The sequence below is a fragment of the Pseudomonas sp. TTU2014-080ASC genome (genome assembly GCF_001446935.1).
Taxonomy (GTDB): domain Bacteria; phylum Pseudomonadota; class Gammaproteobacteria; order Pseudomonadales; family Pseudomonadaceae; genus Aquipseudomonas.
Genome location: NZ_LKKK01000002.1, coordinates 933,872 through 959,541, shown reverse-complemented (window position 1 = coordinate 959,541; position 25,670 = coordinate 933,872). Strand labels below are relative to the sequence as shown.

18 protein-coding genes are annotated in these 25,670 nt (G+C 56.8%); 4 read left to right on the top strand and 14 right to left on the bottom strand.

What is annotated here, in order from left to right:
• Nucleotides 1-55: 55 nt before the first annotated feature.
• From AO726_RS09870 to AO726_RS09825, 10 genes are all read right to left on the bottom strand, one after another.
• A complete protein-coding gene (locus AO726_RS09870; RefSeq protein WP_058067887.1) occupies nucleotides 56-1,474 on the bottom strand; it encodes an FAD-dependent oxidoreductase in 1,419 nt (472 codons plus the stop codon).
• 31 nt (nucleotides 1,475-1,505) lie between these two features.
• Nucleotides 1,506-5,954: a glutamate synthase large subunit gene (gene gltB / locus AO726_RS09865; protein ID WP_058067886.1), complete on the bottom strand. Its 4,449-nt coding sequence runs from the start codon at nucleotides 5,952-5,954 to the stop codon at nucleotides 1,506-1,508.
• A gap of 256 nt (nucleotides 5,955-6,210) precedes the next feature.
• Nucleotides 6,211-7,773 (bottom strand): AAA family ATPase, encoded by a 1,563-nt coding sequence (locus AO726_RS09860; protein ID WP_058067885.1) that lies wholly within the window; start codon nucleotides 7,771-7,773, stop codon nucleotides 6,211-6,213.
• Nucleotides 7,774-7,783: 10 nt separating this feature from the next.
• Entirely contained in the window at nucleotides 7,784-8,887 is a 1,104-nt protein-coding gene (gene aroB, locus AO726_RS09855) for a 3-dehydroquinate synthase (protein ID WP_058067884.1), read from the bottom strand.
• A gap of 50 nt (nucleotides 8,888-8,937) precedes the next feature.
• Nucleotides 8,938-9,459 (bottom strand): shikimate kinase AroK, encoded by a 522-nt coding sequence (gene aroK, locus AO726_RS09850; RefSeq protein ID WP_275044093.1) that lies wholly within the window; start codon nucleotides 9,457-9,459, stop codon nucleotides 8,938-8,940.
• A 1-nt stretch (nucleotide 9,460) separates the two neighbouring features.
• A complete protein-coding gene (gene pilQ / locus AO726_RS09845; RefSeq protein ID WP_058067883.1) occupies nucleotides 9,461-11,506 on the bottom strand; it encodes a type IV pilus secretin PilQ in 2,046 nt (681 codons plus the stop codon).
• A 54-nt stretch (nucleotides 11,507-11,560) separates the two neighbouring features.
• Nucleotides 11,561-12,085: a type 4a pilus biogenesis lipoprotein PilP gene (pilP, locus tag AO726_RS09840; protein WP_058067882.1), complete on the bottom strand. Its 525-nt coding sequence runs from the start codon at nucleotides 12,083-12,085 to the stop codon at nucleotides 11,561-11,563.
• A complete protein-coding gene (gene pilO, locus AO726_RS09835) occupies nucleotides 12,082-12,711 on the bottom strand; it encodes a type 4a pilus biogenesis protein PilO (protein ID WP_058067881.1) in 630 nt (209 codons plus the stop codon). Before pilO ends, pilP begins: the two co-directional genes overlap by 4 nt.
• The gene (locus AO726_RS09830; RefSeq protein ID WP_058067880.1) at nucleotides 12,708-13,280 is read right to left on the bottom strand and encodes a PilN domain-containing protein; all 573 of its coding nucleotides are present in this window, start codon (nucleotides 13,278-13,280) and stop codon (nucleotides 12,708-12,710) included. Before AO726_RS09830 ends, pilO begins: the two co-directional genes overlap by 4 nt.
• Nucleotides 13,280-14,344 carry a pilus assembly protein PilM gene (locus AO726_RS09825; RefSeq protein ID WP_058067879.1) on the bottom strand — a complete coding sequence of 355 codons (1,065 nt, stop codon included), beginning with the start codon at nucleotides 14,342-14,344 and terminating at the stop codon, nucleotides 13,280-13,282. Before AO726_RS09825 ends, AO726_RS09830 begins: the two co-directional genes overlap by 1 nt.
• Nucleotides 14,345-14,525: 181 nt before the next feature.
• On the opposite strand from AO726_RS09825, the gene AO726_RS09820 reads away from it, so the two are divergent.
• Nucleotides 14,526-16,940 (top strand): penicillin-binding protein 1A, encoded by a 2,415-nt coding sequence (locus AO726_RS09820; protein WP_058067878.1) that lies wholly within the window; start codon nucleotides 14,526-14,528, stop codon nucleotides 16,938-16,940.
• Between the two features lie 91 nt (nucleotides 16,941-17,031).
• Here AO726_RS09820 and AO726_RS09815 read toward each other — a convergent pair whose 3' ends face one another.
• From AO726_RS09815 to rpmE, 3 genes are all read right to left on the bottom strand, one after another.
• Complete coding sequence (locus AO726_RS09815; RefSeq protein WP_058067877.1) at nucleotides 17,032-18,300, bottom strand: malic enzyme-like NAD(P)-binding protein; 1,269 nt, start codon at nucleotides 18,298-18,300, stop codon at nucleotides 17,032-17,034.
• 153 nt (nucleotides 18,301-18,453) lie between these two features.
• On the bottom strand, nucleotides 18,454-19,236 hold the full coding sequence (locus AO726_RS09810) for a thermonuclease family protein (RefSeq protein ID WP_058068002.1): 783 nt from the start codon (nucleotides 19,234-19,236) through the stop codon (nucleotides 18,454-18,456).
• A gap of 44 nt (nucleotides 19,237-19,280) precedes the next feature.
• Entirely contained in the window at nucleotides 19,281-19,496 is a 216-nt protein-coding gene (gene rpmE / locus AO726_RS09805) for a 50S ribosomal protein L31 (RefSeq protein ID WP_058067876.1), read from the bottom strand.
• Between the two features lie 227 nt (nucleotides 19,497-19,723).
• Between rpmE and AO726_RS09800 the strand changes: the two genes are divergently transcribed.
• The 3 genes from AO726_RS09800 (at nucleotide 19,724) to AO726_RS09790 (ending at nucleotide 24,707) form a co-directional block, all read left to right on the top strand.
• Complete coding sequence (locus AO726_RS09800) at nucleotides 19,724-21,943, top strand: primosomal protein N' (protein ID WP_058067875.1); 2,220 nt, start codon at nucleotides 19,724-19,726, stop codon at nucleotides 21,941-21,943.
• 64 nt (nucleotides 21,944-22,007) lie between these two features.
• Nucleotides 22,008-23,387, top strand: coding sequence for an ATP-dependent RNA helicase DbpA (gene dbpA / locus AO726_RS09795; RefSeq protein WP_058067874.1), 1,380 nt, complete (start codon nucleotides 22,008-22,010; stop codon nucleotides 23,385-23,387).
• Between the two features lie 57 nt (nucleotides 23,388-23,444).
• Nucleotides 23,445-24,707, top strand: a complete 1,263-nt coding sequence (locus AO726_RS09790; protein ID WP_058067873.1) for a diguanylate cyclase domain-containing protein — start codon at nucleotides 23,445-23,447, stop codon at nucleotides 24,705-24,707.
• Between the two features lie 156 nt (nucleotides 24,708-24,863).
• Here the strand turns inward: AO726_RS09790 and AO726_RS09785 are convergent, their stop codons facing one another.
• Complete coding sequence (locus AO726_RS09785) at nucleotides 24,864-25,601, bottom strand: substrate-binding periplasmic protein (protein ID WP_058067872.1); 738 nt, start codon at nucleotides 25,599-25,601, stop codon at nucleotides 24,864-24,866.
• Nucleotides 25,602-25,670 lie beyond the last annotated feature (69 nt).

Sequence of the window (25,670 nt, the reverse complement as noted above, 5' to 3'; positions counted from 1 at the left end):
CTATCGCCTTGATCGAGATCAGCGTGTTGCCTTGCCCGATCACCTTGCTTTGGGCTTAAACGCCCAGGTAGTCGAGGATACCTTCAGCGGCGTTACGACCTTCGAAGATTGCCGTCACCACGAGGTCGGAGCCGCGCACCATGTCGCCACCGGCGAAGATTTTCGGGTTGCTGGTCTGGTGTTTGAACGCACCTTTCTCGGGTGCGACAACGCGTCCCTGACTGTCAGTGTCGATGCTGAAGTCGCTAAACCACGCTGCCGGGCTCGGGCGGAAGCCGAAGGCGATCAGCACGGCGTCAGCCGGGATGATTTCTTCGGAGCCCGGAATCGGCTCAGGACTGCGACGGCCACGGGCATCCGGCTCACCGAGGCGGGTTTCCACCACTTTGATGCCTTCCACCTTGCCGTCGCCAACGATTTCAATCGGCTGACGGTTGAAGAGGAACTTCACGCCCTCTTCCTTGGCGTTTTTAACTTCTTTGCGCGAACCCGGCATGTTCTGCTGGTCACGACGATAGGCGCAGGTGACGCTCTTAGCGCCCTGACGGATCGAAGTACGGTTGCAGTCCATGGCGGTATCACCACCACCGAGCACGACCACGCGCTTACCCTTCATGTCGATAAAGTCTTCCGGTGACTTCTCGAAACCGAGGTTGCGATTGACGTTAGCGATCAGGAAATCCAGCGCATCGGTCACACCCGGCAGGTCTTCACCGGGGAAGCCGCCCTTCATGTAGGTGTAAGTGCCCATGCCCATGAACACGGCATCGTACTCATCCAGCAGTTGCTGCATGGTGATGTCTTTGCCGATTTCAGTGTTGAGGCGGAACTCGATACCCATGCCGGTGAAGACTTCGCGACGGTTGCTCAGCACGGTCTTTTCCAGCTTGAACTCAGGGATACCGAAGGTCAGCAGACCGCCGATTTCCGGGTTCTTGTCGAACACCACCGGGGTTACGCCGTTGCGTACCAGTACGTCCGCGCAGCCCAGACCTGCCGGGCCTGCACCGATAACAGCAACACGCTTACCGGTCGGTTTCACCTTGGACATATCCGGGCGCCAGCCCATGGCGAACGCGGTGTCGGTGATGTACTTCTCCACCGAGCCGATGGTGACGGCACCGAAACCGTCATTCAGGGTACACGCGCCTTCGCACAGACGGTCCTGCGGGCACACGCGGCCGCAGACTTCCGGCAGGGTGTTGGTCTGGTGCGACAGCTCCGCAGCGGCGAGGATGTTGCCTTCGGAGACCAGCTTCAGCCAGTTAGGGATGAAGTTGTGCACCGGGCACTTCCACTCACAGTACGGGTTACCGCAACCCAGGCAGCGGTGAGCCTGCTCAGAAGCCTGAGCAGGTTTGAAGGTGTCGTAGATTTCTACGAACTCTTTTTTACGCTGACGCAGCAGTTTCTTCTTCGGGTCTTTGCGCCCGACTTCGATGAACTGGAAGTCGTTGTTGAGACGTTCAGTCATTTCAATACCTCATCAAGCTTCAGGCGCATTCTTATTGCGGGTTGGCACGGGTGCTGGAGAGCAGCGACTTGAGGCTGGCAGCCTTCGGCTTCACGAGCCAGAACTTGCGCAGATAGTCGTCGAGGTTTTCCAGCAGTTCAGCGCCCCACTCACTTCCGGTTTCAGCCACGTATTCGGCCAGCACGTCTTCCAGGTGGCTGCGATAAGCCTCCATGGCTTCGTTGCTGATGCGCTGGATTTCCACCAGCTCGTGGTTCACACGGTCATAGAAGCTGTTATCCAGATCCAATACGTAGGCGAAACCGCCGGTCATACCAGAACCGAAGTTGTAGCCGGTTTTGCCAAGTACGCAGACGAAGCCGCCGGTCATGTATTCGCAGCAATGGTCACCCGTACCTTCAACCACGGCGTGAGCACCAGAGTTACGCACACCAAAGCGCTCGCCCGCGGTACCTGCAGCAAACAGTTTGCCTCCGGTTGCACCGTACAGGCAGGTGTTGCCGATGATGGCCGACTCCTGCGTCTTGAACGGACTGCCTGCTGGCGGAACGATCACCAGCTTGCCGCCAGTCATGCCCTTGCCGACGTAGTCGTTGGCATCGCCTTCCAGACGCAGGTTGAGGCCACCGGCGTTCCACACACCGAAGCTCTGACCGGCAGTGCCTTTGAAACGGAAAGTGATCGGCGCACTGGCCATGCCTTGGTTGCCGTGTTTACGGGCGATTTCGCCGGACACACGGGCACCAATGGATCGGTCGCAGTTGCAGATGTCCAGATCAAACTCAGCACCGCTGGAGGACTCGATTGCAGGCTTGGCCAGCTTGACCATTTCTTCAGCCAACTTGCCTTCATCGAACGGCGGGTTGCGGTCAACCTGGCAGAACTGTGGTTTGTCCGCCGGAATGTGATCGCTACCCAGCAGCGACGTCAGGTCCAGATGGCCTTGTTTGTCGGTTTCACCCGGCAGGATGTCGAGCAGATCAGTACGACCGATCAGCTCTTCCAGGCTGCGTACGCCCAGTTTGGCCAACCACTCGCGGGTTTCTTCGGCGACGTAGGTGAAGAAGTTCATCACCATCTCAACGGTGCCGATGAAGTGGTCCTTACGCAGTTTGTCGTTCTGAGTCGCAACGCCGGTGGCGCAGTTGTTCAGGTGGCAGATACGCAGGAACTTACAGCCCAGAGCGATCATCGGCGCAGTACCGAAACCGAAGCTTTCCGCACCGAGGATTGCCGCCTTGACCACATCCAGACCGGTTTTCAGGCCGCCGTCAGTTTGTACACGGACTTTGCCACGCAGGTCGTTACCACGCAGGGTCTGGTGAGTTTCGGCCAGGCCCAGCTCCCACGGCGCACCGGCATATTTGATCGAGGTCAGCGGCGATGCGCCGGTACCACCGTCGTAGCCGGAGATGGTGATCAGGTCGGCGTAAGCTTTGGCCACACCGGCCGCGATGGTGCCGACGCCAGCCTCAGCCACCAGCTTGACCGATACCAGCGCCTGCGGGTTGACCTGTTTGAGGTCATAGATCAGCTGCGCCAAATCTTCGATGGAGTAGATGTCGTGGTGTGGCGGCGGCGAAATCAGAGTCACGCCCGGTACGGCGTAACGCAGACGCGCAATCAGGCCGTTGACCTTACCGCCCGGCAGCTGGCCGCCCTCGCCCGGCTTAGCACCCTGAGCGACTTTGATCTGCAGCACTTCGGCGTTGACCAGGTATTCCGGGGTTACCCCGAAACGGCCAGTCGCCACCTGCTTGATTTTCGAACTCTTCACGGTGCCGTAACGGGCCGGGTCTTCGCCGCCCTCACCGGAGTTGGAGCGCGCACCGAGGCGGTTCATCGCTTCGGCAATGGCTTCGTGAGCTTCCGGCGACAGCGCGCCGAGGGAAATACCAGCAGAGTCAAAGCGGCTCAAAATGGCGCTCAGCGGCTCGACCTCATCCAGCGGCAGCGGTTTGTCTGCCAGCTTCAGGGTGAACAGGTCGCGCAACATCGACACCGGGCGCTTATCAACCAGCGTGGTGTATTCCTTGAACTTGGCATAGTCGCCCTGCTGTACAGCCGCTTGCAGGGTGTTGACCACATCCGGGTTGTACGCATGGTACTCGCCGCCATGCACGAACTTGAGCAGACCGCCCTGCTGGATCGGCTTACGCGCGCTCCAGGCTTCGTTGGACAGCAGTCTCTGCTCGGCTTCGATATCGACAAAACGCGCACCCTTGATGCGGCTGGCGACACCACGGAAGCACAGCTCGGTCACTTCATCCGACAGGCCTACGGCTTCGAACAGCTGCGCACCGCGGTACGAGGTAACAGTGGAGATACCCATCTTCGACAGGATCTTCAGCAGGCCTTTAGCGATACCTTTGCGGTAGTACTTGAAGACTTCATACAGATCGCCCAGCACTTCGCCGGTGCGGATCAGATCGCCGAGCACTTCATACGCCAGGAACGGATAAACCGCCGACGCACCAAAGCCGATCAGCACCGCATAGTGGTGCGGGTCGCGGGCTGTTGCGGTTTCCACCAGTATGTTGCAGTCGCAGCGCAAACCTTTATCGGTCAGACGATGGTGAATGGCACCGGTTACCAGCGCAGCATGGGCCGGCAGCTTACCCGGCGCTATGTGACGGTCAGTCAGAACCAGCAGCACCTTACCGGCACGTACAGCCTCTTCAGCCTGATCAGCCATGTTGCGCACAGCGGCTTCCAGACCGACCGACTCGTCGTAGTTCATGTCGATGAAGTGACGCTCGAAGCCAGGACGGTCCAGCTCCATCAGTGCACGCCACTTGGCTGGCGAGATAACCGGGCTGCTGAGAATCACACGGACAGCATGCTCCGGCGACTCTTCAAAAATATTACGCTCGGCGCCCAGGCAGACTTCCAGCGACATCACGATCGCTTCACGCAGCGGGTCAATCGGCGGGTTTGTCACCTGTGCGAACTGCTGACGGAAGTAGTCATACGGCGAACGGATACGCTGGGACAGCACCGCCATCGGCGTGTCGTCGCCCATCGATCCGACTGCTTCCTGACCTTGCTCACCCAACGGACGCAGGACCTGATCACGCTCTTCAAAGGTGACCTGATACATCTTCATGTATTGCTTGAGCTGGTCCTGATCGTAGAACGAGGAGCCGTGATCTGTGTCGTCCAGACGCGCCTTGATACGGTGCGCACCTTTACGCATCCACTGCTTGTAGGGATGACGTGACTTGAGGCGGTTGTCGATATCGCTGCTGTTGAGGATCTCACCCGTTTCGGTATCCACCGCCAGGATTTGCCCGGGTCCAACGCGACCTTTAGCCAGCACGTCTTCCGGCGCGTAGTTCCACACACCGATTTCCGAAGCCAGGGTGATATAGCCGTTCTTAGTGGTGACCCAACGCGCCGGACGCAGGCCGTTGCGGTCAAGCAGGCACACGGCGTAGCGGCCGTCGGTCAGTACCACACCGGCCGGGCCATCCCAGGGTTCCATGTGCATGGAGTTGTACTCATAGAACGCACGCAGGTCGGCGTCCATGGTTTCCATGTTCTGCCAGGCTGGCGGAATGATCATGCGCACGCCACGGAACAGGTCGATGCCACCGGTGACCATCAGCTCCAGCATGTTGTCCATGCTGGAGGAGTCAGAACCGACACGGTTAACCAGCGGGCCGAGTTCTTCCAGATCAAAGATCTGGTCGTTGGCGAACTTCAGGCGGCGCGCCTGTGCCCAGTTACGGTTACCGGTGATGGTGTTGATTTCACCGTTGTGCGCGAGGAAGCGGAACGGCTGAGCCAGCGGCCACTTCGGCAAGGTGTTGGTAGAAAAGCGTTGGTGGAACACGCAGATGCTGGTCTGCAGGCGCTCGTCACCCAGATCCGGGTAAAACTGCTGCAGGTCCGCCGGCATCATCAGGCCTTTGTAGATGATGGTCTTGTTGGAGAAGCTGCAGATGTAATGATCGCTGTCTTCAGCGTTGGCCACCGAAGAACGGCGACGGGCGCTGAACAGTTTGATCGCAAATTCGCGGTCACTGAGGCCTTCACCGCCGATGAAAACCTGTTCGATCTGAGGCAGGCGCTCAAGTGCCAGACGGCCCAGAACACTGGTGTCGACAGGCACTTTGCGCCAGCCAACAAGGGTCAGGCCCGCTGCCAGAATCTCGCGGTTCATGTTCTCGCGGGCGGCTTCGGCTTTTACCGGGTCTTGATTGAAGAACACCATACCAACTGCGTACTGGTCAGGCAGTTCGGTATTGAAATGCTGCAGAGCCATGGCTCGCAGGAAAGCATCCGGTTTCTGAATCAGCAGACCACAGCCGTCACCGGTCTTACCGTCAGCGTTAATACCGCCACGGTGGGTCATGCATGTCAGGGCTTCAATTGCGGTCTGCAGCAGGTGATGGCTCGCCTCACCCTGCATGTGGGCAATCAGGCCGAAGCCGCAGTTATCCTTGAACTCATCAGGACGGTACAAACCTGCTTTCATAGCGACACTCTCACGGTATTGCCCAGTACATCAGGCAAATTGTTCTTCTAATCCATCCTATTTCCTGCCGAGCGCGCACGGGCAATCGCCAACGTGGCGCAAGCTAGGGACGGACATCTCACCGACCCTGCGCTACACATCTCAGATTCTGGCGTTTATTTAAGAAAATGCGCGCAGACACGTCGAATTTGGTTCGGACGCATATTGGTGCGAACCAAATTCGACTGCGCCAAAACCGAATGCAATTAGCAGGCCATTAACGACCTGACACCGCCTCAGTTTTGATACTCGCGATGCTGCGGGCCCATGGTTTACCGGCTTGCAGCTCTGGAGAGAGTTTACTGACAGCCGCTTTTGCAGCAGCTTGGCTGGAGAACTTGCCGTAGGTCACCACAAAAAGCGCACTTCCTTGGTGCATTTTTTTGTAGTAATGAAATTCCGCACCATTTTTGCGCAAAAACTCTTGCGCTTTGCTCTCACTTCCTGTCACGAATACTTGAAGCACGTACTGATGCCCTGGCTGAGCGCCATACCAACCGATATTCCCTGCACTGCTTGAGGGCGTAGCAGCCACCGGTTTTGCTGGTTGCGGGGCCGGCGCAGGCTTTGGAGTAGGCGCAGGGGTTGGCACTGGTGCAGGCTTGGGCTGCTGAGCAACAACAGGGGCAGGCTTAACCGGTTCGACCGGCTTGGCGGTGGTCGGTTCTGCTGCCGGAGTTGGCGCAGTCACCGGCACGGGCTGGCTGACATTAGGCACAGCTGGCGGCAGATTGGCAGTCTCTTGCGGATCACCCTCTCCCATTCCAGAAGCTTGCGCCAGCGGCTCGCGAATAACCGGCTGCGCCTCACCCACTAAGGGCAAAGGCAAAGGCTGGCTGGCCCCTTCGAACTGAATGGAAGGCGCAGTGGAACCTTGCTCTGTAACCGGTGCAGTAGCTGATGGCTGTTGCGCAACTTCTGGTGAACTCGCCTGACGCCCCTGCATCAACCACGCAGCGACCACAGCAACCCCCACCACTGCCAGCGCCAGCAGGTGTTTACGCGGCAACTTGAAGGATGATCCGCCTGCTGCGGTGCCACGCTTGGCCACCATGGCATCACTCAAGGTTTCCCGCGCAACCTGGTTGATCAGGCCAGGCCAGCCACCGGACTGCTCATGAATGTCGCTGATCTGCTCATCCGAGAACAATTCAATGCCCTGCCCTGCACCTTCCAGGCGCTGCGCCATGTACTCGCGCGTTTCGGCTTCTTCATAAGGCTGCAGCTCAATGGCATGAAAGCTTTCTTCACCACCAGATGCCTGATCAAGACGCGGGATCAGGTCAGGTTCAGCAAACAGGAACACATGCGGACGACCTTCACCATTCCCGGCTGCCAGTTCCAACAGCATGCTCAGGGCTGCGTCACTGAGATCCTCGGCGTCATCCACAAGCAGATAGACTTCCTGCCCGGTCAAGGCCAACTGGCCCACCTGAGCCAGAACACTGCTGGCATCCGGCCGGGCAACCTGCAGCCCTTGGGCGATCTGCCGAACAATGCTCGCCGGATCAGAAGCCCCTTTGGCCGAAACAACAACGCTTTGCACAGTTTGCTTGTTGGTGCTGGCAACCAGCGCCTGCCGCAGCAGGGTCTTGCCGCTGCCGTGCGGCCCAGTGACAACTAGTAGCAGCTGACTGTAGCGGGCCAGATGATGCAATTGCCCCAACACCGGCTTGCGCTGGGCCGGGAAAAACTTGAATCCCGGAACCCGCGCCGCAAAAGGATCGTGGGTGAAGTGATAATGATCTAGAAACGCCTCGTCAGCATGCAAACTTGTCATGGGCCACTCGTTAGTTATTCATCTGAGCCAACTGGGCTGAGTAATCAGCCGACAGCGTGGCATCCAAAATATCCCTTGGAAATTCGCCGGTAACCACCGCCTCACCCAAGCTGCGTAACAACACTAGGCGCAACTTGCCATCAAGGACCTTCTTATCGACCGCCATATGCTCCATAAAATCCGCAGCGGTCATATCTTCAGGCGGTACTACAGGCAAACCAGCCTCAACAAACAGGCGAACAGCGCGCTCACGATCAGCTCGGCTGATCCAACCCAGGCGTTCGGACATATCCAACGCCATGACCGTACCTGCCGCAACAGCCTCACCATGCAGCCAGACACCGTAGCCCTGATGGGTTTCAATAGCGTGGCCAAAGGTATGACCAAGATTCAAGGTCGCGCGGATGCCCGACTCACGCTCATCGGCCGCCACCACCCAAGCCTTAGCCGCGCACGAGCGCTCAATTGCATAGGTTAGTGCGTGCGGATCAAGCTTGCGCAAGGCTGGCATATTCTCTTCGAGCCAAGTTAGAAATGGCTCATCGCAAATCAGCCCGTATTTGATCACTTCCGCCAGCCCGGCTGACAGTTCACGTGCCGGCAATGTGTGCAAACTCTCAATATCAATCAGAACTGCCTGAGGCTGATAAAAGGCTCCCACCATATTCTTGCCTAGTGGGTGATTGATGCCGGTTTTGCCACCAACCGAAGAGTCAACTTGTGACAACAACGTCGTCGGAACCTGAATAAAGTTGACGCCGCGCTGGTAACAGGCAGCAGCAAAACCGGCCATATCGCCAATTACGCCACCACCGAGGGCAACAATCGTTGTCTTGCGGTCATGGCGCGCACTGAGGAGGCCATCAAAGATCAACTGAAGCGTTTCCCAGTTTTTGAAGCTCTCACCATCGGGTAACACAACCGAAGTCACCGAGTAGCCTGCCAGCGCTTGCTCCAGCTTAGCGAGATAAAGGGGGGCAACAGTCTCATTGGTTACGACTGCAACCTGACGCCCAACAATGTGAGCGGTCAAAAGTTCATTGCGAGACAGCAGATCTGCCCCGATATAAATCGGGTAGCTGCGCTCACCCAAGTCGACATGAAGAGTCTGCATAAAGCCCCCAGTTTGCAAAGGGCCTAGGATAGCGCAGATCGCTCTGCGCTTTAACGGGGAGATAGTGCGGCAAGCAGATCTAGGATCTCCTGTACCACCATGCGCGGCGGGCGCTCATCCGTCTCAATGATGATATCGGCAATCTCGCGGTACAGCGGGTCACGCACAGCTAGCAGATCACGTAGCACCTTTCCCGGATCATCGCCACGCAATAACGGGCGGTTACGGTCACGTGCAGTCCGTTCAATCTGCTGCTCGACCGAGGCATGTAAATAAACCACATTACCGCCACGCTTGAGCGCTGCACGATTCTCTGGACGCATCACCGCGCCACCACCCGTCGCAAGCACAATGCCATCCGCCTCACACAGATCGGCAATCACCGCCTGCTCACGCTCACGAAAACCCTGCTCACCCTCAACATCGAAGATCCACGGGATATCCGCACCGGTGCGCGTCTCAATTTCCTTATCGGAGTCTTTGAACGGCAGTTTTAACTCTTTAGCGAGCAGCCGGCCGATGGTGCTCTTACCCGCCCCCATCGGCCCTACCAAAATCAGATTTTTTACCAACTTAACGACTCACAGCGATTGCCTGATTGTTCATGATTCGCGGAGTCAGGAAGATCAGCAGCTCAGACTTCTTGTCCTGAACAATATCCCGACGGAACAGGCTACCTACATACGGCACATCGCCCAGGAACGGCACTTTGTCCACAGACTTGGACTGAGTGTTGGAATACACACCACCGATCACGATGGTTTCCCCGTCAGCGACCAGTACCTTAGCATTCACTTCGTTCTTCTGAATAGCGGGCACACCACCAGTGGATGCAGCTACGGAGAAGTCCGGGGCGTCCTTATTAACTTTCACCTCCATCAGAATACGGTTGTCAGGCGTAATCTGTGGCGTCACCTCGAGGGACAGCGCGGCCTCTTTAAAGGATGTGGTAGTCGCGCCACTGGAGCTCGCCTCCTGATAAGGCACTTCAGTACCTTTCAGAATTTTTGCTGTCTCTTTATCGGAGGTCACCACCTTCGGCTGGGATACCACCTCGCCAGAACCGGTTTTTTCCATGGCACTCAGTTGAAGATCAAGAATCGCGTTATCGGTAATAAACCCAATGCCAATACCAGAGCTGCCTGCAACACCCATGTCTACAAACGGTGCACGAGCAGTACCCGGAATCACACCGCCACCACTGAACGACCATTTGTCATCACCGGTAAAGTTCCCACCCCAACGCACACCAAGAGCCTTGTCGTAATCGACGTTAGCCTCAACAATCCGCGCCTCAATCATCACCTGACGCACTGCCACGTCCAGCTGAGAAACGATGCGGCGCAGTTCATCCAAACGTTCCTGAGTCTGATAGGCAATGATGCTATTGGTGCGCTCATCAACAGTGATGGAACCGCGATCATCGGACAAACCTTCACCACTAGCGACCGACTGGAACAGCTTGGCAATGTCAGCAGCTTTGGCGTAGTTAACCTGGATCAGTTCGCGACGCAGCGGAGCCAGCTCGGCAATTTGCTTTTGAGCCTCAAGCTCCTGACGTTCACGCGCGGCGATCTCATCAGCTGGAGCCACGAGCAGTACGTTACCAACCTTGCGCTTATCCAGACCCTTGGTTTTCAGCACCAGATCCAATGCCTGATCCCATGGCACATTCTGCAGACGCAGGGTGATATTGCCACTCACCGTGTCACTGGCTACCAAGTTCAGATCGGTAAAATCAGCAATCAGCTGGAGCACAGACCGGACATCGATATCCTGGAAGTTCAGCGACAGCTTTTCACCGGTATAGGCAAAACTTTCAGCTTTACGCTGCTCCAACTCACGCTCAGTGAGTTTCTTGATGCTCAGCGTAAGTTTGTTGTCAGCCTGATACGCCAAGTAATCAAACGTACCGGTCGGCTCAATCACGATCTCAGTCTCACCACGAGACTCTGATGCGCTGACAAACTGAACTGGAGTTGCGAAGTCTTTAACATCAAGACGCACACGCAACGATTCAGGCAATTGCGTCTTGGCGAACTTCAGACGGATTTTTCCGCCTTGTTCCTGAATGTCGGGATTCAGAGACGCGTCCGACAATGAAATGACAACATTGCCTTCGCCCTGCTCCCCACGCTGGAAATCGATGTTATTGATGACTCGCCCTTGTGGGGCAAACACCTTGGCTGGCGCCGGCGCAGCTGCTGGTGTAGCACTGGTCTGAGCAGTAGCAGCACCAGCCCCTTCACCTACAACAACATAAACATTGTTGCCTTCGGCACGGGTGTTATAAGAAGAAAGGTTGGTCAGGTTTACGATCAAACGAGTTCGATCGCCAGCCTCGACAATAGTCACGCTGCGGGCATTACCAACGCCCAAGTCTTTATTCTTGGTGCCCAACTTATTGGAAACACCCGGCAAGTCGAGGGCAATACGCGCAGGCTGATCAATTGTGTAGCCACGCGGAGCCAACACCGGCTCGTCAAAAGACAACTTCAGCTCAACACGATCCCCAGGCAGAGCCGCTACATCCAGCCCTTGCAGATTAGCTGCAAGCACTTCCGGGGATAGAAATACCGCCAGCAATGGAAAACATAGATGCAGCACTGATTTATTCATTGGGCGATTCCGTTTGGCAGACAGATTATATTTTTTCATAGGTAATCAACTCCCCTAGGAGCTCTCCTTGAGGGTAATACTGCGTGGCCGCTCGAGCCATCCCCCTTCACCGTCCGGGACAATTTCTACAACCTCGACGGAAGAATCATTGATCGAAACAATCCGCCCGTGGTTACGCCCCAGATAGTCACCAACGCGCACACGATGAACGCCATTACTCGCGGCGTTAATCAAAGCAAACACGCCGCCAGTGTTGGAAAGCGTTCCTACCATCTCAAAGGTTTCAATATTGAACTCTTCGAGGAACTGCTTAACCCGGTTTTCATCAGGCTTAATATTGTTAGAGCCCTTCTGACGCGATGTCAGATCGATTTTCACAGGTGGCTGGAATGGGCTGCGCAAAGATGAAGCGCCATAGGTAAAGCTCTCGTACGGCAAAAACTTCGGCAGCGGTTCAATAGCCCCCTTCGGGCGTGCACGAACTTCATCCATAAAGGTTTGCAAGTCAGAAAAATCCCCATTTCCACAACCAGCAAGCCCAACAGACAACAACACAATAAGGGAATAACGCATTTTCATTTGGTGACCCCCTTATCGTTATAGCGGTAAGTTTTCGCCAAAATACTCATGCCCAGAACCGAAGACCCAAGCTCATTTTTAGCGTTCGGCTTCAACTCAAAATCATGCAGCGTCACGATCCGCGGAAGGCTAGCCACACCACTGACGAAGGTCGCCAGATCATGGTACGAACCGAACACTTTGATCTGGATCGGCAACTCGATATAGAACTGCTGAGTGACCTCTGGCAACAGCTTGATCTCTTCAAACTCAAGACCACTGCCTAAGCCAGTACGGGTAATATCCTCAAGCAAGCCAGGAACTTCGGTATCACTTGGCAACTGCTTAAGCAGTGCACCAAACGACTCTTCCATCTCGGCCATTTGCTCTTTATAGGCTTCCAGGTTTGCAGCCTGATGCGCCTTAGTCGTGAACTGCTGTTTAAGGGAGCTCTCCTCAGCGACAGCACTGTCCAACTGCGTTTGCATATCGCTGATGTAGAACTGGTAACCCAGCCCAAGGATTGCAACGAACAAGAGGATGCCGCTGATGACCTTAACGGCTGCAGGCCATGATCCGACGTTATTAAAGTCCAGATCATTGAGGTCTATTTTGCGGAGACTCTCCAGCGAATCATTAAGGCTCATCGTTTGGCCTCCTCAACTTCTTTTTCCGGCTCAGTTTGCTGCACCGTCAACTTGAAGACATTTGCCTGATCAACAGCACCCGCTGTAACGGCTTTAACTTCTGTCAGATTCGGTGAAGTGAACCAGTCGGAGGCGTCCAGACTACGCATCAGAGCAGAAACGCGGTTATTCGATTCTGCCGCCCCAACAATCGCGATACTCTTGCCTGTTGTCTTAACTTCGCTGAAGTGAACACCGTCAGGCAACGTCCGAACCAACTGATCGAAGATACGCCCAATAATTGGCCGGTTACCCTGCAGATCCTGGATGATCTTCATCCGCTCCAGCAGTTGCTCACGTCGGGTTTTGAGCTCACTGATTTCTTTGATGCGGCTATCCAGTGAGGAAATTTCTGTGCGAATGAACTGGTTGCGCGCATTCTGCTGCTCAATCGCACTATCCAGGTACTGTCCAGCCAGAAAAACAGTCGCAGCACCAACAATAAATACGCCGCCGAGTGATGCCAGAAAGCGCTGCTTGCGCTCTTCGCGCAGTTGTTCACGCCAAGGTAGAAGGTTGATCCGCGCCATTAGTCAAAACTCCTCATCGCCAGACCGCAGGCAATCATCAATGCCGGAGCATCGCTGGCTAGCGCTGCTGCATTAACCTTGCCACTCAGCGCCATGTCAGCAAACGGATTGGCCACCAGTGTCTGGGTGCCGATCTTTTGCTGAATAAGGCGATCCAGATCAGGAATTGACGCGCTTCCACCCGCCAGAAGGATGTAATCCACATCGTTAAACTGGCCTGCTGCGAAGAAGAATTGCAGCGAGCGGGACACCTGCTGCACAACAGCTTCCTTGAAGGGCTGCAGCACCTCGACTTCATAGTCATCAGGTAAGCCGCCCTGTTTTTTCGCCAGTCCAGCCTCTTCGACTGACAAACCATAACGACGCTGAATCTCTTCAGTGAGCTGACGCCCCCCGAACAACTGCTCGCGAGTGTAGATAGTGCGGCCGTTATGCAGAACACTGAGGGTGGTCATTGTCGCGCCGATATCAACAACAGCCACCGTCAGGTCGTCACCTTTAACCGGCAATTGGTCAACCAAAAGACCAAACGCGCGCTCCAACGCATAGGCTTCGACGTCGACAACCTTGGCGGTCAACCCGGCGTGAGCCAGAGCCGCTTCACGGACCTCAACGTTCTCTTTCCGACATGCAGCCAGCAGCACATCAACTCGCTCAGGATTTCTCGACGAAGGCCCCTGAACTTCGAAGTCGATTGCAACCTCTTCAAGCGGATAAGGAATATACTGATCAGCCTCGATCTTGAGCTGGTTCTCGCGTTCATCATCCGAGAGACCGGCTTCCATATCGATAATTTTGGTGATCACCGCTGAGCCCGCCACTGCCACCGCCGCCGTTTTCACGTTGGTTTTGGCTTTGACCAGCATTTTTGAAAGGGCCTGCCCCACACCTTCCAGTTCAGCAATGTTCTTTTCAACGACAGCATTAGAGGGGAGTGGCTCGACTGCGTAAGCCTCTACTTTGTAGCGGCTTCCAGAGCGACTCAATTCGAGGAGCTTAACGGAAGTCGAACTGATATCGATCCCGAGAAGCGTGTTCGCTTTCTTAGTAAAGAGCCCTAGCACGACCGATTTCCTATTGTCATCCGCAACTTACGGACTATTTATGTTTTTTCACATTAAATAACAGTCTTGACAGAATCGCAAATGGCTACCCTGCAAAAAAACCGCTTATAATGTAATCAGTTTTATTCTTTCAACCCCGGGTCTTTCTTAAGCCTTTCTTTTATTTGGAAATCCACACACCTTGATGCGACTTCTGCGTTTCTTTTTTTGGGCCGGGATTGCAGCTTTTTGTGGCCTAGCTCTCAGTTTGAGCGGTGCATTCCTTTATCTAAGCCCCAGCCTCCCCTCCGTAGAAACCCTTCGCAGTATTCAGCTGCAGATTCCGCTGCGTGTCTATAGCAGTGATGCAAAACTAATCGCAGAGTTTGGTGAAATGCGCCGCTCTCCGATTGCGTTTAATGAAATCCCGCAAGACTTTATTAATGCCTTGCTGGCAGCTGAGGACGATAACTTTGCCAACCACTACGGCGTCGACCCAACCAGTTTGATGCGCGCAGCAACGCAGATTCTGCGAAGCGGCCAAATTCAAACAGGCGGCAGCACGATCACCATGCAGGTTGCCAAAAACTTCTTCCTCAGCAGTGAGCGCAGCTTTTCACGAAAGATCAACGAAATTCTTCTTGCTCTGCAAATTGAACGCGAGCTTAGCAAGAACGAAATTCTCGAACTTTATGTAAACAAGATTTATTTAGGCAATCGCGCATACGGGATTGAGGCTGCTGCACAGGTTTATTACGGCAAATCGATTCGCGATATTACCTTGGCACAGATGGCAATGATTGCAGGCCTGCCCAAAGCCCCTTCCCGGTTTAACCCGCTGGTCAATCCCAAGCGCGCACTTGAGCGTCGCGACTGGATCTTGGGACGCCTTTATTCACTAGGCAAGATCGACAAGCAACGCTATGACGAAGCCATAGCCGAACCAATCAATGCCAGCCACCACGTTCAGCAGCCGGAGCTGATCGCCCCGTATGTAGCAGAAATGGCCCGTGCGGAAATGGTTGGCCGCTATGGCAGTGAGGCCTACACCGAAGGTTTCAACGTCACCACAACCATTCCAAGTGATTTACAAATTGCCGCCAACAATGCGGTGCGCGATGGCTTGATGACTTACGATCAACGCCATGGCTACCGAGGCCCGACCGCCCGCTTCCCCGGCCTGAGCAAAGAGCAGTGGCTGGCCGAACTCAGCAAGCAGACATCCCGCGGTGGGCTGGAGCCTGCGATTGTTACCAGCGTTGAAAAAAGCGGAATACTCGTCTTAATGCGCAGCGGCGAGGAACAAGCAGTAGCCTGGGACAGCATGAAATGGGCCCGCCCGTTCATCAACTCCAACAGTCTGGGGCCCCGCCCACGCAGCCCAGCCGATGTCGCGAAAGTCGGCGATCTGATCCGGGTATTGCGTAAAGATGACGGCAGCCTGAGCTTCGCCCAGGTCCCGACCGCACAAAGCGCACTCGTAACCCTCGACCCAAACAGCGGTGCCATCCGCGCATTGGTTGGAGGCTTCTCGTTTGAGCAGAGCAACTACAACCGCGCCACCCAAGCGAAACGCCAGCCAGGCTCAAGCTTCAAGCCATTTATTTACAGTGCTGCGCTGGATAAAGGCTACACCGCAGCGACATTGGTAAACGATGCACCAATTGTCTTTGCCGAAAACAGCCAGTCTCAAGTCTGGCGACCGAAGAATGACAATAACACCTTCCTTGGCCCGATCCGATTGCGCGAAGCGCTCTATCGCTCGCGCAACATGGTTTCGATCCGCCTGCTGCAGGACCTCGGCCTGAACAGCACCCTGAACTACATTGAGAAGTTTGGTTTCGACAAGAGCGATCTGCCGCCGAACCTCTCACTGTCACTGGGCACAGCCAGCCTGACCCCAATGGAAATTGCTGAAGGCTGGAGTGTGTTCGCCAATGGTGGCTACAAGGTGGAGCCCTACCTAGTGCAGTCTATTGAGGACCGCAACGGCAAGCGCCTGTTTACCGCTAACCCAGAGCAGACACCGGCCGGAATCAGCCACAGCGCCGAGCAAAACGCGCTGGCCATCAGCGTAGGCGACAAAGCTTTGCCTGAAGCGCCGATTGAGGCCAAGCGGGTGATTGATGGGCGCACCGCCTACATCATGACCAGTATGCTTAAAGACGTGATCACACGCGGCACCGGCCGCCGTGCACTGGCGTTGAAACGGGACGACCTGGCTGGCAAAACAGGCACCACCAACGAGTCCAAGGACAGCTGGTTCTCCGGCTACAACGCGGATTACGTCACCACAGTCTGGGCCGGCTTTGATCAGCCAGAAAGCCTGGGGCGTCACGAATATGGCGGCACCGTTGCTCTGCCAATCTGGATGAGCTTCATGGGCGAAGCCCTTAAAGGTAAGCCCAGCCATGAACTGCCCGAGCCAGAAGGCTTGCTGACTCTGCGCGTTGATCCGTACAGCGGCCGGGCAGCTACACCCGACACGCCGAATGCCTATTTCGAGTTATTCAAGATTGAGGATTCTCCACCGCCGGTCGGTGAGTTCGATCCAGGCTCCAGCATCCCCGGCAGCCCGTTGCCGGCTGATGAAATGGCACCACTCGATCTATTCTGATTCTCTTCAAAGACCGCCCACCAGCCGGTGGGCCAGGCAAGTGACAAATAATAAAAAACCCGCCGAAGCGGGTTTTTTATTAAGTTGCTGATTAGCCTTTGAAGACGTCTTCAACAGACTGTAGCGGGTAGTGCTTTGGATATGGCAGGGTAGCCACACCACTGTCGATGGCAGCTTTAGCCACAGCATCACATACCACGTTGATCAGGCGCTGATCCATCGGCTTCGGAATGATGTACTCACGGCCGAACTCCAGCTTAATCCCACCGTAGGCATCACAGACTTCCTGCGGTACCGGCTCTTTGGCCAGATCACGCAGAGCCAGGGCAGCGGCAATCTTCATCTCTTCGTTGATGCGGGTTGCACGAACATCCAGCGCGCCACGGAAGATGAACGGGAAGCCCAGCACGTTGTTGACCTGGTTCGGGTAGTCGGAACGACCAGTCGCCATGATCACATCATTACGCGTGCTGTGCGCCAGCTCAGGGCTGATTTCCGGATCTGGGTTGGAGCAGGCGAAGACGATTGGATTCGGCGCCATGCGCTTGAGGTCTTCAGCGCTCAGCAGGTTCGGGCCGGATAGGCCTACAAACACGTCAGCCCCTTCCAGCGCATCGGACATTGTGCGCTTATCGGTTTCGCTGGCGAAAACGGCCTTGTACTGGTTCAGGTCGTCGCGACCGGCATGGATAACACCTTTGCGGTCGACCATGAAGATGTTCTCGATCTTCGCGCCCATGCTCACCAGCAGCTTCATGCAGGAGATGGCAGCAGCCCCCGCACCGAGGCAGACGATTTTGGCCTCAGGCAGGCTCTTGCCAGCGATTTCCAGCGCGTTGAGCATACCGGCCGCAGTAACGATAGCGGTGCCATGTTGGTCATCGTGGAAAACCGGAATGTCGCACTGTTCGATCAGCGTGCGTTCAATCTCAAAGCACTCAGGCGCTTTGATGTCTTCCAGGTTGATACCACCGAAGGTGATGGAGATGCGGCGAACCGTGTCGATAAAGGCCTGCGGACTTTCGGCTTCTACTTCGATGTCGAACACGTCAACACCGGCAAAGCGCTTGAACAGAACACCTTTACCTTCCATAACTGGCTTGGAGGCCAGCGGGCCGAGGTCGCCCAGCCCCAGAATGGCGGTGCCATCAGAAATCACAGCTACCAGATTGCCTTTACCGGTGTAGCGATAGGCCAGTTCAGGATCACGTGCAATTTCACGCACTGGCTCTGCAACACCTGGACTGTAAGCCAGGGAAAGGTCCCGTGCGGTGGCAGTTGGCTTGGTTAGCTCGACACTCAACTTACCCGGACGAGGACTCGCGTGGTATTCGAGCGCGGCTGTTTTCAAATCAGACATAGTGGCATTTCCGCTAAGGGGGGTTGAACAGGCAGGCGGGAGGATACGCAAGTTGCCCACAGCTGTACAAGACTGCGCCCCTGCGCCACACCGCTCTGGCTTACGCCCTGAATGGCCTGATCACGTGCCGCAGCAGCCCATTCCAACATCAGTTTAGGGCAGGCGCTGCAACATAGCCTGCCCGGTCAGAGACAACTGCCAACGCGCCTGACCGGAGCGAACCTTGCCCCGCTGCGCGCGGTCCACCACCCACCCCCGCGCCTCCACGGTTTGTCCTCTCAGCGCGGTCACCTCGCCTAGGTCAAAGGCCTCCAGATTCTGCCGCGAGATATGCAACACCAGCGAATCGCCCATCTCCAACCAGACGCCACCGCCATTGCGCTCAACACGCTGCACGCGCCCCTGGATCAGAGCAAAACCACCCGTGCGGATATCAGCCGGGCTCAGTACCTTCAACTGCCGCCACAACCCTGCCTTGGCCGCGCGAGCACTCTGCTCGGCACTGAACTGGCAATCAATCAGATCCAGATTGGGTGCCACAGCAACCTGGTACCCCAAACCTTCGGCAAGCAGTTGCGCCTCAAGGTTGTGACCATTGAGGTCGTATACATGAGCCAGGGTACGACCGTAACGGTCCCTACTCTCCCGCCCGGTCTGTAACAGCACACGCCCGTCACTGGCATCTACCAGCGCCTGCAAGCGCCTACGCGCAGCCTCAGCGAACGGCTCAGCAGTGCGCCCCTCACGCCCCAGCTCCGGCGTGTTAATACCGATCAGGCGCACATTACGGCCATCTTTGAGGCGCAAGGTGTCGCCATCGACAACGCGCTGCACGTCAACCTGCGGCAACTTGCCGGGCACAGGGCAGAAGGCCTGGACACCGATGGCATATAGAGCGGAAACAAAAAAGGCGCCCACTTGGGACGCCTTTTTCATTCGCTCGGCGTAGCCCTTGGGGCTTTCCGATGCGGCTCGCATGCTTACTGCTTGGAGCCGAACATGCCGAAACGCTGCTTGAAGCGATCAACACGGCCGCCGGTATCCAGCATTTTCTGCTTGCCGGTGTAGAACGGGTGGCACTCGTTGCACACGTCCAGGCTCAGCGGCTTAGCCAGAGTGGAGCGAGTTTCGATGACGTTGCCGCAGCTGCAAGTGGCGGTAACGGCTTCGTATGTTGGGTGGATATCGGCTTTCATGATGATTCCTCAGGGCTATCGTGCCGCCACCAGACGTTATTGTCGGGTACCGCACGGAATTAGGGTCGCGATAATACCAGAGCACAGCATTGACGCAAGCTGCAGTGATATCAGGGCGACGTGGGGCTCGTGCTAACATCCCCAGAATTATCTGCAATCAATGCACTGCCAGCCGGGCCGAGCCCCGCTTTTGCGCCAGTCGTCCCCGTGTTCAGGAGTTTTACCGCGTGCCCGACGCCATTCTGCGCCTCGCCCTGCCCTCGCCCCTGCGCCGGCTGTTCGACTATCTCGCGCCAGCAGGCGTACCGCGCAATGCCCTGCAACCCGGTGCTCGCCTGCGCGTGCCGTTTGGACGCCGTGAAGTAATCGGCATTCTCATCGAAGTTACAGACCAGAGCGACGTCCCCGCAGATAAGCTCAAACCAGCGTTGGAATTACTCGATCCGAAATCACCGATTCCAGAACCATTGTTCAAGCTCTGCCTGTGGACAGCCCAGTACTACCAACACAGTCTGGGCGACACTCTGAGCTGGGCGCTGCCCGTGCTGCTACGCCAGGGCGAACCAGCAGAAGCCCGTCAGGAGCGTTTCTGGTCGGTTGTTCCCGGAGCTAAAGCGGATGATCCGCGCCTGAGCCGCGCCCCACGACAGCGCGATGCCCTGAAAACCCTTGCCCAGCATCCGCACGGTGTCGCTCACCAGTTACTCAGCAAACTCCAGCTCAGTAAAGACAGCCTGGACCTGCTCAAGGAAAAAGGACTGGTGCAAGTCGAAGTTCGGCGACTAGCGGCTCATGAGCGACACGGCCCTTGGCTAGCGCAACCGGAATTGCCCCTCAACGACGAACAGCGCGCCGCCGCTGAAGCCATCCGCTCCGGCTTTGGCAGCTTTAAAACCTTTTTGCTGGCTGGTGTCACCGGCAGCGGCAAGACCGAAGTCTATCTGCAACTGATCCGCGAAACCCTTGAAGCAGGCAAACAGGCGCTGGTCCTGATCCCGGAGATCAACCTGGGACCGCAAACGCTGGCGCGCTTTGAGCAACGTTTCAATGCCCGCATTGCCCTGCTGCACTCAGCCGTCAATGACCGCGATCGCCTAGACGCCTGGCTCGCCGCACGGGATGGCGAGGCCGACATTATTATCGGTACGCGCTCGGCACTATTCACCCCGATGCAGCGTCCCGGCCTAATCATCATTGATGAAGAGCACGACGCCTCCTATAAACAGCAGGAAGGCCTGCGCTATCACGCCCGCGATTTGGCCGTGGTCCGCGCCCATCAAGAGAACATCCCAATTGTGCTGGGCTCGGCGACGCCGTCACTGGAAAGCCTGCACAACGCCCACAGTGGCCGCTATGCCCTGCTGCGCCTGCAACAGCGCGCCGGTGGTGCCAAGGCGCCGCGCTATATCCGTTTGGATGTGAAAAGCCTGCCGCTGGATTCCGGGATCTCCGGCCCGCTGCAACAGGCCATCCGCCAGACGCTGGATGCCGGGCAGCAAGTACTGGTGTTTCTTAACCGCCGAGGCTTTGCCCCGACACTGCTGTGCCACGACTGCGGCTGGTTCTCGGAGTGCCCGCGCTGCGATGCACGGATGACGGTCCACCAGCGCTCCCGTGAACTGCGCTGTCACCACTGCGGCCATGTTGAACGCCAGCCGAGCAACTGCCCGACCTGCGGAAAAGTCGATCTGCGCCCGGTCGGTGCAGGTACAGAGCGCGCCGAAGAACGGCTGGAGATTCTGTTCCCTGGCGTGCCGGTGCTACGGGTCGACCGAGACAGCACCTCACGCAAAGACGCCATGAACAACCTGTTCAAGACAGTGCAGCGCGGTGAACCGTGCATTCTGGTGGGCACGCAGATGCTCGCCAAAGGGCACCACTTCCCACGCGTGACGCTGGTGGCGATTCTCGATGCAGACGGCGGCCTGTTCTCCGCCGACTTCCGCGCCAGCGAGCGCATGGCGCAACTCATCGTACAGGTGGCAGGCCGTGCAGGTCGCGCAGACGAGCCGGGCAAGGTGGTCATCCAAAGCCATCTGGCCGACCATCCGCTACTGGTCCAACTTACCGAGCAAGGTTATTTCGCCTTTGCCGAACAGGCCCTGAGCGAGCGCCGTGCCGCTGGCCTTCCGCCCTTCTGCCACCTTGCCCTATTGCGGGCCGAGGCACACAAACCGGGGCAAGCCGAAGACTTCCTCGATCAGGCCTGCAGCGAAGCCGAGCATCTGTTGGGTGAACTGAACCTGAGTGGCATCGAGCTGCTCGGCCCGGTACCCGCGCCAATGGAGCGCCGCGCCGGACGCTTCCGCGCGCAACTGCTGCTGCAAGGCAACGCCCGTGCAGGACTGCATCGCCTGCTGCATCACTGGATGCCGGTTCTGGAGCAGATGCCAGCTGGGCGCGCGGTGCGCTGGTCGCTGGACGTAGACCCGATCGACCTGTTCTGATGACAGGCCGCGCCACACGCGGCCTGTTACACTACGCACCTATTTGCTTAATCAGGCCTGCACCGTGACCAGTTCCGCCTTCGCTTCACTTCCGCTTTCCCCCGCCATGCTGGCCAACCTCGAATCAATTGGTTACAGCGAGATGACGCCGATCCAGGCGCAGAGCCTGCCAGTCATTCTCAAGGGTGCGGACCTGATTGCCCAGGCAAAAACCGGCAGCGGCAAAACCGCCGCCTTTGGCATCGGCCTGCTTAACCCGCTCAACCCGCGCTATTTCGGCTGTCAGGCACTGGTACTTTGCCCGACACGCGAGCTGGCCGACCAAGTGGCTAAAGAGCTGCGCCGCTTGGCCCGCGCGGCGGATAACATCAAAGTGCTGACGCTGTGCGGCGGCGTGCCGTTTGGCCCGCAAATCGGCTCGCTTGAGCATGGCGCGCAGATCATTGTTGGCACGCCGGGCCGCGTGCAGCAGCACCTGAGCAAAGGCACGCTGAAACTGGACGGGTTGAATACGCTGGTGCTCGATGAAGCTGACCGCATGCTCGACATGGGTTTCTACGACAGCATTGCCGACATCATTGGCCAGACGCCCAAGCGCCGCCAAACTCTGCTGTTCTCCGCCACCTACCCGGACGGTATTAAGCAACTGGCCTCGACCTTTATGCGCTCACCGCAGCAGGTGAAAGTCGAAGCGTTGCATGACGACAGCCAGATCGAACAGCGCTTCTACGAGATCAGCCCTGAGCAGCGCTTGGAAGCCACTCTGAAACTGCTGCTAAGTTTCCGCCCGCAATCCTGCGTCGCCTTCTGCTTTACCAAACAGCAGTGTCAAGACGTGGTTGAACATCTGGAGAAATACAGTATTTCTGCCGCCGCCCTGCACGGCGATATGGAGCAGCGGGAGCGGGATCAGGTTCTGGCGATGTTCGCCAACCGCAGCCTGTCTGTACTCGTTGCCACCGACGTCGCAGCTCGCGGTCTGGACATCGAAGCGCTGGACATGGTGATCAACGTCGAGCTGGCCCGTGATCCGGAAATCCACATTCACCGAATCGGCCGTACTGGTCGTGCCGGAGAGAAAGGGCTTGCCGCCAGCCTGGTTGCGCCAGCTGAAGCCCATCGCGCTCAAGCCATCGAAAGCCTGCAAAACGCTCCACTGGTCTGGCACCCGCTGAGCAGCCTGAAAAGCCGCAGTGACGAACCGCTGCGCCCGCCGATGATTACCCTGTGCATCGCTGCCGGACGTAAAGATAAGTTGCGTCCGGGCGATATCCTCGGTGCCTTGACCGGAGATGCCGGAATTGCCGGTACTCAGGTCGGCAAGATCGCCCTCTTCGATTACCAGGCTTATGTGGCCGTTGAGCGCAGTGTTGCCCAGCAAGCCCTGACACGCCTGAGCAACGGCAAGATTAAAGGCCGCTCACTGCGCGTACGCAGCCTCTAATAGTTTCAGAGCTTGGAGCCCCATCCAGGCTCCACAGCAACCTGGACAGTAGTACTGATGCAGTCAGCCATACAGAGCAAGTCCCAGCGCAACATATTGGTAATCGAAGACAGCCCAATGGTGCTGAAAATTCTCGAACGCCTGTTCCGCAACGAACCCGACTTCCAACCGGTTTTCTGCGCCTCCCTGGCCGAGGCTCAGGTCATGCTGGAAACCTCTGCCGGACTGTTCTTTGCCGCAATTGTCGACCTCAATCTGCCGGACGCACCAAACGGAGAGATCGTCGATCTGGTTCTGGGCTTTGCGCTGCCCTGCATCGTACTGACCGGCAGCTACAACGAAGAGCGCCGCGATCAGCTGCTGCTCAAAGGCGTGGTCGATTACGTACTCAAGGAAAGTCAGTACGCCTACGAATATGCCTTCCGCCTGCTGCACCGCCTGGAAAGCAACAGCGCCGTGAAGATCTTAGTGGCCGAAGACTCGGAAGCGGCACGCAACTATATCCGCCACATTCTTACTCCCCACCGCTACCAGATCATTGATGCGGTGGATGGCGAAGATGCGCTGCGCACTCTTAAAAGCCAGCCAGACATTGATCTGTTTCTGGTGGATCACCGTATGCCGGGGATCTGCGGTTTTGATCTGGTCAAAATGCTGCGTCAGAAGATGAAGCGTCATGAGCTGATCATCATCGGCCTGTCTGCCGATGCCAAAGGCTCGCTGAGCGCCAAATTCATCAAACACGGCGCCGATGACTTTTTGCGCAAGCCCTTCTGCCCGGAAGAGCTGAACTGCCGGGTGATCTCCTCCCTGGAACGACGCGACATGGTCCGAGCGCTGCGGCAAGCCGCACAGTTCGATGCGCTCACCGGACTCAATAACCGCCGGGCCTTCTACGAACAAGCCAACCAACTGCTGCATCGAGCACAGGAGAACGCTGACAACCTGAGCACGGTGATGATTGATCTGGACCACTTCAAACGCATCAACGACGAGTGCGGACATGCCAGTGGAGATGCAGCGCTGGTTGCCTTTAGCCGGGCATTCAGCGACGCCTTCCCGGAAGCTTTGCTGGGCCGGCTGGGCGGCGAAGAGTTCGCCATGATCAGCCCGCAGGATGCTCCCACCTTGAGCGCTAGCCTGGACCGTCTGCGTAAGCAGTGCCAGTCCACTCAGTACGCCGCGGGTGCTCCGCCACTGTCATTTAGTGCTGGCATTCATTATGGCGAACCGGGTGATCTGGAAACCCTGCTGCATCAAGCCGACCGCTCGCTATACGAGGCGAAGAAACAAGGGCGTGGTTGTAATTACTGGGTCTGATGCTGCCCCAGGCGCTGTGCGAAAAGTCTCGTGCAAAGATCAGGCAAAGCAAAAAAACGGTGAGGTACAGGCTGGGCTCGCATTTGGGTTTACGCTGAGAACTCCGGACTGTTTTTTAACCAAGCACCATCACGCGCTGGCACTTTTCATACGAACCTAAAAACCGTGCCGCTTAAAGATCTCTGCGTAGTTACCATCTGCCTTCATCGCCAAGATGGCCTCATCAAACTTCTGCGCGATCTCCCGGTGCTGGGGGTGCTGCAAGCTGACCAGAATATGCAGGCCATTTTCGCTCAGGGGTGTGGGTAAAAACTCCAGCGAGTCATTGATCTCGGTGAGCATACGACTGAGGTGATAGCGTGCAACCAAAGTGTCTTCAACCGCCAGCTGAACACGCCCGGCGTGCAGCATTCGCGCCGCCACTTCAAAACTCAACACGCCAACCCGGTTTATCTTCGGATCGACATCAAACTCCGGCTCGTAGGCGTATCCCCGTACAGTAGCAACCGTATACGGATACAGGTCCACCAGACGGCTGTACTGAATATCGCTATCACGCCGTTTAACGAAACGAATGCGATTAATCAGGTAGGGATTGGAGTAAAAACCGTAACTTGCACGTTCTGCGGCGTACCAGGCATTAATCAGAATGTCGTACTGCCCCCGCTGTAAGCCTCGCACCGCTCGGGCCCAGGGCACTTCGGTGTAACTGGTTTTATAGCCTGCATAGCTCAAGGCGGTGGTCACAAGGTCGGTGGCAACACCACTGGATGGCAAGCTCTGATCGTTGAAGGGTGGCCAGGTATTGGCCACCAGTCGCAGTTCCTGCTGGGCATATACCGGCCACGCCAACATCATGATTAGGCACAACTGGAAGATACGTGGCACAGACATCAGGACCGCCTCAACGCCAGCTCAGGATGCCTAAGACTAGCTGATCTAGTGTCCGCCACACACTCCCAC